Annotated in this window: 7 protein-coding genes; 1 reads left to right on the top strand and 6 read right to left on the bottom strand. The window is 66.1% G+C overall.

The annotated features are described in order from the left end of the window. The 6 genes from EOA28_RS22155 to EOA28_RS22180 form a co-directional block, all read right to left on the bottom strand. The coding region (locus tag EOA28_RS22155) for a molybdopterin-binding/glycosyltransferase family 2 protein (RefSeq protein ID WP_128315264.1) at positions 1-1,561 on the bottom strand (1,561 nt) is incomplete at its 3' end. Then, positions 1,558-2,262 (bottom strand): XdhC family protein, encoded by a 705-nt coding sequence (locus tag EOA28_RS22160; RefSeq protein WP_127253497.1) that lies wholly within the window; start codon positions 2,260-2,262, stop codon positions 1,558-1,560. The genes EOA28_RS22160 and EOA28_RS22155, both read right to left, overlap by 4 nt. A gap of 6 nt (positions 2,263-2,268) precedes the next feature. After that, a complete protein-coding gene (locus tag EOA28_RS22165; RefSeq protein ID WP_127253498.1) occupies positions 2,269-2,607 on the bottom strand; it encodes an XdhC family protein in 339 nt (112 codons plus the stop codon). Positions 2,608-2,664: 57 nt separating this feature from the next. Beyond that, complete coding sequence (locus tag EOA28_RS22170; protein ID WP_127253499.1) at positions 2,665-3,915, bottom strand: VWA domain-containing protein; 1,251 nt, start codon at positions 3,913-3,915, stop codon at positions 2,665-2,667. Between the two features lie 5 nt (positions 3,916-3,920). Further along, a complete protein-coding gene (locus EOA28_RS22175; protein WP_126060608.1) occupies positions 3,921-4,844 on the bottom strand; it encodes a MoxR family ATPase in 924 nt (307 codons plus the stop codon). 29 nt (positions 4,845-4,873) lie between these two features. Continuing rightward, positions 4,874-5,368 carry a flavin reductase gene (locus EOA28_RS22180; protein ID WP_127253500.1) on the bottom strand — a complete coding sequence of 165 codons (495 nt, stop codon included), beginning with the start codon at positions 5,366-5,368 and terminating at the stop codon, positions 4,874-4,876. A gap of 192 nt (positions 5,369-5,560) precedes the next feature. Here EOA28_RS22180 and EOA28_RS22185 point away from each other — a divergent pair. Further along, positions 5,561-5,934, top strand: a 374-nt coding sequence (locus EOA28_RS22185; RefSeq protein WP_148670801.1) for an ABC transporter substrate-binding protein, incomplete at its 3' end; no start/stop codon positions are given.

Below are 5,934 nucleotides of genomic sequence, written 5' to 3' on the forward strand. Positions count from 1 at the left end.
TCGATGCACCCTGCCCGATCTCGACATCGATGACGTCGAGACCCTCGGCTTCGACCAGATGCCGCGCGCCGGTATCGCCCTCGAGCTGCGCAACCGCCGCGAAAAGCGATCGCGGCAAAAGCACCGGATTGCCGCGCTTGCCCTGGTGCGAGGCGCGCACGACCGCGTGGCCGCCGGAGCGGCGGAACGCATCGACCAGGCTGTCGAGGTCCTTCGACGAAACGCCGGGCATGTCGCCAAGAACGATCATCGCGCCGGCCGCGTCGGGCGCGACCTTCGCAATGCCCGCCTTCAAGGACGAGGCCAGGCCATCGGCGAAATCGGGATTGTCGGCGAGTTTCACCTCAAGGCCTCCAAGCGCTGAACGCACGCGTTCGCGCTGATGGCCGGTGACGACGATGGTGCTGGCGGCCTTTGAGCCCAGCGCGCGGGAAGCGGTGCGGCGCACCAGCGGCTCGCCGTCGAACAGCGCCAGAAGCTTGTTCGGCCCGCCCATGCGGCTCGAACGTCCAGCCGCCAGAATCACGATATCGACCTTCAGCGCCGACCTGGCGGGGTGCGGCGTCGGCTCGCGCGGCTGCGGCCTGGTCGGAATTTCCATCAGAAGCCCGCCGACACCCATGCCGGCAATATCGCTCGCCGTCACATCGAGCCCGGCAATCAGGCGATCGAGCACCCAGTCGAAGCCGTTCTCCTTCGGGCTGCGCGCGCATCCGGGCGCGCCGACGACGCGCTTGCCGTCGAGTGTTCCGAGCACCAGCAGATTGCCGGGATCGACCGGCATGCCCGCGCGGATGACGGTGCCGCCGGCACGTTCGATCGCGGCCGGCACGACATCGGCGAAATCGCTCATCGCCGAGGCGCCGAAGATCACCACCATGTCATTGTCGCGCGCCAGCTGGGTCGCGGCCGCGGCGACCGGGGCAATCTCATGCGGCGTGCGCCGCTCGGCCGTCAGCCGGCCGCCGGAACGCGCCAACCGCGCCTCGGTGACGCGCAGCGTCTTGTCAAGCACGCTCGGCTTGACGCCCGGAAGCACCGTCTGGATGACGCCGACCGTGATGGGACGATAGGCGTTGACTGCAAAGATCTCGCGGCCGGCGCAAATCCTCACCACGCTGTCCACCAGGTTTGCGGCGACGGCAAAGGGGATGATCTTCACCGTCGCGACCATCTGGCCCTTCTCGACCGGCGCATGCTGCGCCAACGTCGCGACGGTGATGGCCGGATCGACGGCGTTGATGGCATCGATCATCCCGGCATTGACGGTAAACACGCCCGAGGCCCCTGCATGCAGGTTCACTCGCCCGGTGGCGGCCGGCTTGACCTCGATGTTGCGGTGGCTCATGGCGGCCGCGATCTTCGCGGCGGCGGCATCCTCACCGAGATCGCCCTCGCCAAGCACCGCCGCGACGACCTCGACTACACCCGCTGCCTTCAGTGCAGCGACATCCTCGCGGCTCAGCCGGTGCGCCTTGCGGAACCGCTTTTCGCCCGCGGCCGTCGCATGAGCCAGCACCGCCCCTTCCGCCTCGTCGATCGGAACCGGCCCGAATTTCACGCCACGGCGCCTTTTGCTTCCAGACCGCGCGAGCGGAAGGCGTGGATGGTCTGCGCGAGCACCGCAACGGCGATCTCGGCCGGACTTGCCGCCCCGATGTCGAGGCCGATCGGCGCGTGGATACGGGCGATCTGGTCGGCGCCGGCACCGAGCGCCAGCAGGCGCTCGACGCGCTTGGCATGGGTCTTGCGGCTGCCCAGCGCGCCCACATAGAAGCAGCGGGCGTCGAGCGCCGCCTTCAGCGCGAAATCGTCGATCTTCGGATCATGGGTGACTGCGGCGAGCGCCGTGTAGCTGTCGAGCGGCGCGCGCTTCAGCACATCCTCCGGCCATTCGGCATGCAGCGCGACGTCGGGAAAGCGCTCCGGGGTCGCGAAGGCGGTGCGCGGGTCGATGATCTCGACCGGGTAGCCGGCGATCCTGGCCATCGGCGCCAGCGCTTGGCTGATATGCACCGCGCCAATCACCACGAGGCGCGGGCGCGGCAGATGCGCGTTGAGGAAGAAGGTCCGCCCTTCCGCCTCCACCGACCGCGAATTGCCGGTGCGGAACGCATTGGCGATTGCCGCCCCGAGATCGCCCGCGACATGGTCGCCCTCGCGCACGATGCGGTCGCGGTCGTCGCCAAGGTCGGTGACAAGCACCGCGGCGCGGCGGGCGCGGCGTTCTTCGTTGAGGGTCTTGAGAACATATGGATCCATGAAAGATCAGCCCAGCCGCTCGACATAGACCTTGATGCGGCCGCCGCAGGAAAGGCCCACCTGCCAGGCCGTTTCGTCGGCGACGCCGAACTCCAGCATCCTGGCCTTGCCCGAGCCGATGACGTCGATCGCCTCGGTCACCACGGCTCCCTCGACACAGCCGCCGGAGACGGAGCCATGGAAATTCCCCTCGGCGTCGATGACCAGGTGGCTGCCGACCGGACGCGGCGCCGAACCCCAGGTCTCGACCACGGTCGCGATGGCGACATCCTTGCCGTCCTTCATCCAACTCTCCGCGATGATCAGCGGATCGCGGGCCTCATCGAGATAAACGCTCTCATCCATCGTCGCTTCTCACAAAGTCTGTTTTCCCGCCGGGACATTCCCTGACAGAGCATATGGCTATGCGGCCCGCCTCCCGCCAGTTCGCAGCCAGCGGCGCGGATCGACTGAAGCCGCCGGCCGCCGGTCGAGCGAGGTGCAAAGATCGGTCAGCGCATCGAGATTATGCACTGCGCGGAACTCGTCGACATGCGGCAGCATCGCCTTGACGCCGCGGGCACGCGCTTCGAACCCGTCGAAGCGCAACAGCGGATTGAGCCAGATCAGCCGCCGGCAGGATTTGTGCAGCCGCTCCATCTCCTGCGACAGGCCGGTGACGTCGTCGCGCTCCAGCCCGTCGGTGATGAGAAGCACCACGGCGCCCTGCCCCAGCACGCGCCGCGACCACAGCCGGTTGAATTCGGCGAGCGTATCACCGATGCGGGTGCCGCCCGACCAGTCCTTCACCGCCGCCGAGCATTCGGCAAGCGCTTCGTCCGGATCGCGATGGCGCATCTGCCGGGTCAAATTGGTCAGCCGCGTGCCGAAGACGAAGGCGTGCACGCGCCGGCGCTTCTCCGTCAGGGCATGCAGGAAATGCAGGAAGATGCGGGTGTACTGGCTCATCGAGCCCGAAATGTCGGCCAGCACGACCAGCGGCGGATGCACTTCGCGCGCCGATCGGAATTTCGGCAGGATAAGCGCGCCGCCGGTGCGCGCCGCCGAGCGCATCATGGCGCGCGGATCGATGCGGCGCCCCTGCGCGTCGGCCCTGAAGCGCCGCGTGCGGACGAGGTCGAAGGGAAGTTGCAAGGCCATGATCGCCTTTTTCGCCTCGGCCATTTCGCGGGCGTCCATCTGGGCGAAATCCTTGCCGCGCAGCACCTCATTGCCGGAAAAGGTGAGCCGCGCATCGACCTCGATCTCCGGCACTTCCCGGGCCGGCTGGCTCTTCTGGTGGCCTTCGAACATCGCCTGGCTGACGCGGTTCTCCGCCGCCCGCGGCTTTTGCTTTTCGCTTGTGTCCAGGGCGACCGGCGAGAACATCGCCAGCAGCTTCTCGATCAGCTCGCGCGATTTCCAAAACAGGCGGAAAGCCTCGTCGAAGACCGGATGATCCTCGTGCCGCGAGACCAGCACCGCATGCAGCGTCCAGTAGAAATCGTCGCGCGAGCCGATGCCGGCGGCAAGCACCGCCTCGATGGCGTCCTTCACCGAGGCTGGGCCGACGCGCATGCCAGCCTTGCGCAAGGCGCGCGCGAAATAGACGATGTTGTCGGCGATGCGCCCATCGGCGCGCGCCTCTTTGGGTTCCGGACGCGAAACGGGCATCGCGCCTACTCCGCCGCCGAAAGCTCGGCCTTCACCTCATTGAGGATACGCCGGCCCTCGCCCTCACCGATGCGGGCAATATCGTCCTGGTATTTCAAAAGCACGCCGATCGTGTCGGACACGGTCTCCGGGTCGAGCGCCACCTTGTCGAGCTCGGTGAGCGCACCCGCCCAGTCGATGGTTTCGGCAACGCCGGGCGCCTTGAACAGCTCGACCTGGCGCAGCTTCTGGACGAAGGACACGACCTCCGCCGACAGCCGTCGGTTCGCCTGCGGCACCTTGCGGCGCACGATCTCCAGCTCGCGCTCGGCGTTCGGATAATCGACCCAGTGATAAAGGCAGCGCCGCTTCAGCGCGTCGTGGATTTCGCGCGTGCGGTTGGTGGTGATGATGACGATCGGCGGCTCTTCCGCCTTGATCGTGCCAAGCTCGGGAACCGTAACCTGGAAGTCCGACAGGATCTCGAGAAGGAACGCCTCGAAGGCTTCGTCGGTGCGGTCGAGCTCGTCGATCAGGAACACCGGCGCCGCGCCGGCCTTGCCGGTCAGCGCGTCGAGCACCGGGCGGCGGATCAGGTATTTTTCGGAGAATACGTTACGCTCCATGTCGGAGCGCACGACCTTGCCGGCCGCCTCCTCCATGCGGATCTCGATCATCTGCGCGGCATAATTCCACTCATAGACGGCCGAGGAGACGTCGAGCCCTTCATAGCATTGCAGCCGGATCAGCCGGCGGCCGAGCGCGTCGGCCAGCACCTTGGCGATCTCGGTCTTGCCGACGCCCGCCTCGCCTTCGAGGAACAAGGGCCGCTTCATGCGCAGTGAAAGAAACAGCACGGTCGCCAGCGAGCGATCCGCGACATAGTCCGCGGCGGTCAAAAGATCGAGCGTTTCGTCGATCGATTTCGGCGCGGGGCGCGGCGCGGTCATCCTGTCTCCGTGAGTACCGCTTGCACGTTTCAAAGGACGTGATAGTCGCGGTTATAGTAGATCAGCGGCCGCAAATTATCGCCGATGCGCAGGCCTGTCACCTTGCCAAAAAGCACACGGTGGGTGGCAAGATCCTTGGCGTCGATGATCTCGCAATCGAACACGGCAAGGGCGCCCTTCAGCGTCGGCGCGCCGGTCGAGATCACATCCCACTCGGCCAGCGCAAAGCGCTCCTCCGCCGGCAAGCCGGTGACACCGGAAAAGCCTACCGAGACGGCTTCCTGGTCCGAGGCAAGCGTGTTGAGCGCGAACCTGCCGTTCTTGATGAAGGCTTCGTTCTTGGCGTTCTCACGGTTGAGGCAGACCAGAACCGTCGGCGGCGTGTCCGAAACCGAACAGGCGGCGATCACCGTCGCGCCGCGTTTGCCGCCGGGCCCGTCCGTGGTCACCACATGCACATGGCCGGCAAAATGCGCCATCGCATCGCGATAGTGCTGCGGCCCGATGTCGTTGATCTTCAGCACGCGATAATCCACCTGTCGGAACAAGCCCGTTATATATGGCGGCATATTGCACGCCACAAGTTATCTATCACGGGCGAAGTGCTTGACCGCAATCCGCAAATTCGCGTGTTGCGCGCCGCTTAGCCAGCCTTTAGGCATTTCCTGGAATAGTGTCGGGACTGTATTCCCGGCATGGAGGATCTCTTAGCCCGAATGCGTCTTCTCACGACGACATCAGCCGTGCTGTTCTGGCTGTCGCTGGCCGCGAGCGCCGAGGCCGAGACGCTGGTCGGCGTTGCGGCGCCGCTTTCCGGTCCGTCGGCGATCCTGGGCAAGCAAGTTGAGGATGGCGCAGCCTTAGCGGCAGAGGCGAACGGCGTTGCGATCAAGACCGCAGACGATGCCTGCACTGCCGATGGCGGCGCCGCGGCGGCAAAGGAATTCGTCGACGCCAAAGTCGATATCGTGGTGGGCTTTCTCTGCACCGAGGCGATCGAGGCGGCGCTGCCGATCCTCAAGGACGCCAACATTCCGGTGATCACGGTCGGCGTGCGCACCGAAAGCCTGACCGACCGGCGCGCCAAGCC

The organism is Mesorhizobium sp. M2A.F.Ca.ET.067.02.1.1 (genome assembly GCF_004023285.1).
Classification (GTDB): Bacteria; Pseudomonadota; Alphaproteobacteria; order Rhizobiales; family Rhizobiaceae; genus Mesorhizobium.

Bases quoted from the DNA above. Each gene is read 5' to 3' on its own strand.
- EOA28_RS22165 (WP_127253498.1), bottom strand. From the start codon at position 2,607: ATGGATGAGAGCGTTTATCTCGATGAGGCCCGCGATCCGCTGATCATC.
- EOA28_RS22160 (WP_127253497.1), bottom strand. From the start codon at position 2,262: ATGGATCCATATGTTCTCAAGACCCTCAACGAAGAACGCCGCGCCCGC.
- EOA28_RS22175 (WP_126060608.1), bottom strand. From the start codon at position 4,844: ATGACCGCGCCGCGCCCCGCGCCGAAATCGATCGACGAAACGCTCGAT.
- EOA28_RS22170 (WP_127253499.1), bottom strand. From the start codon at position 3,915: ATGCCCGTTTCGCGTCCGGAACCCAAAGAGGCGCGCGCCGATGGGCGC.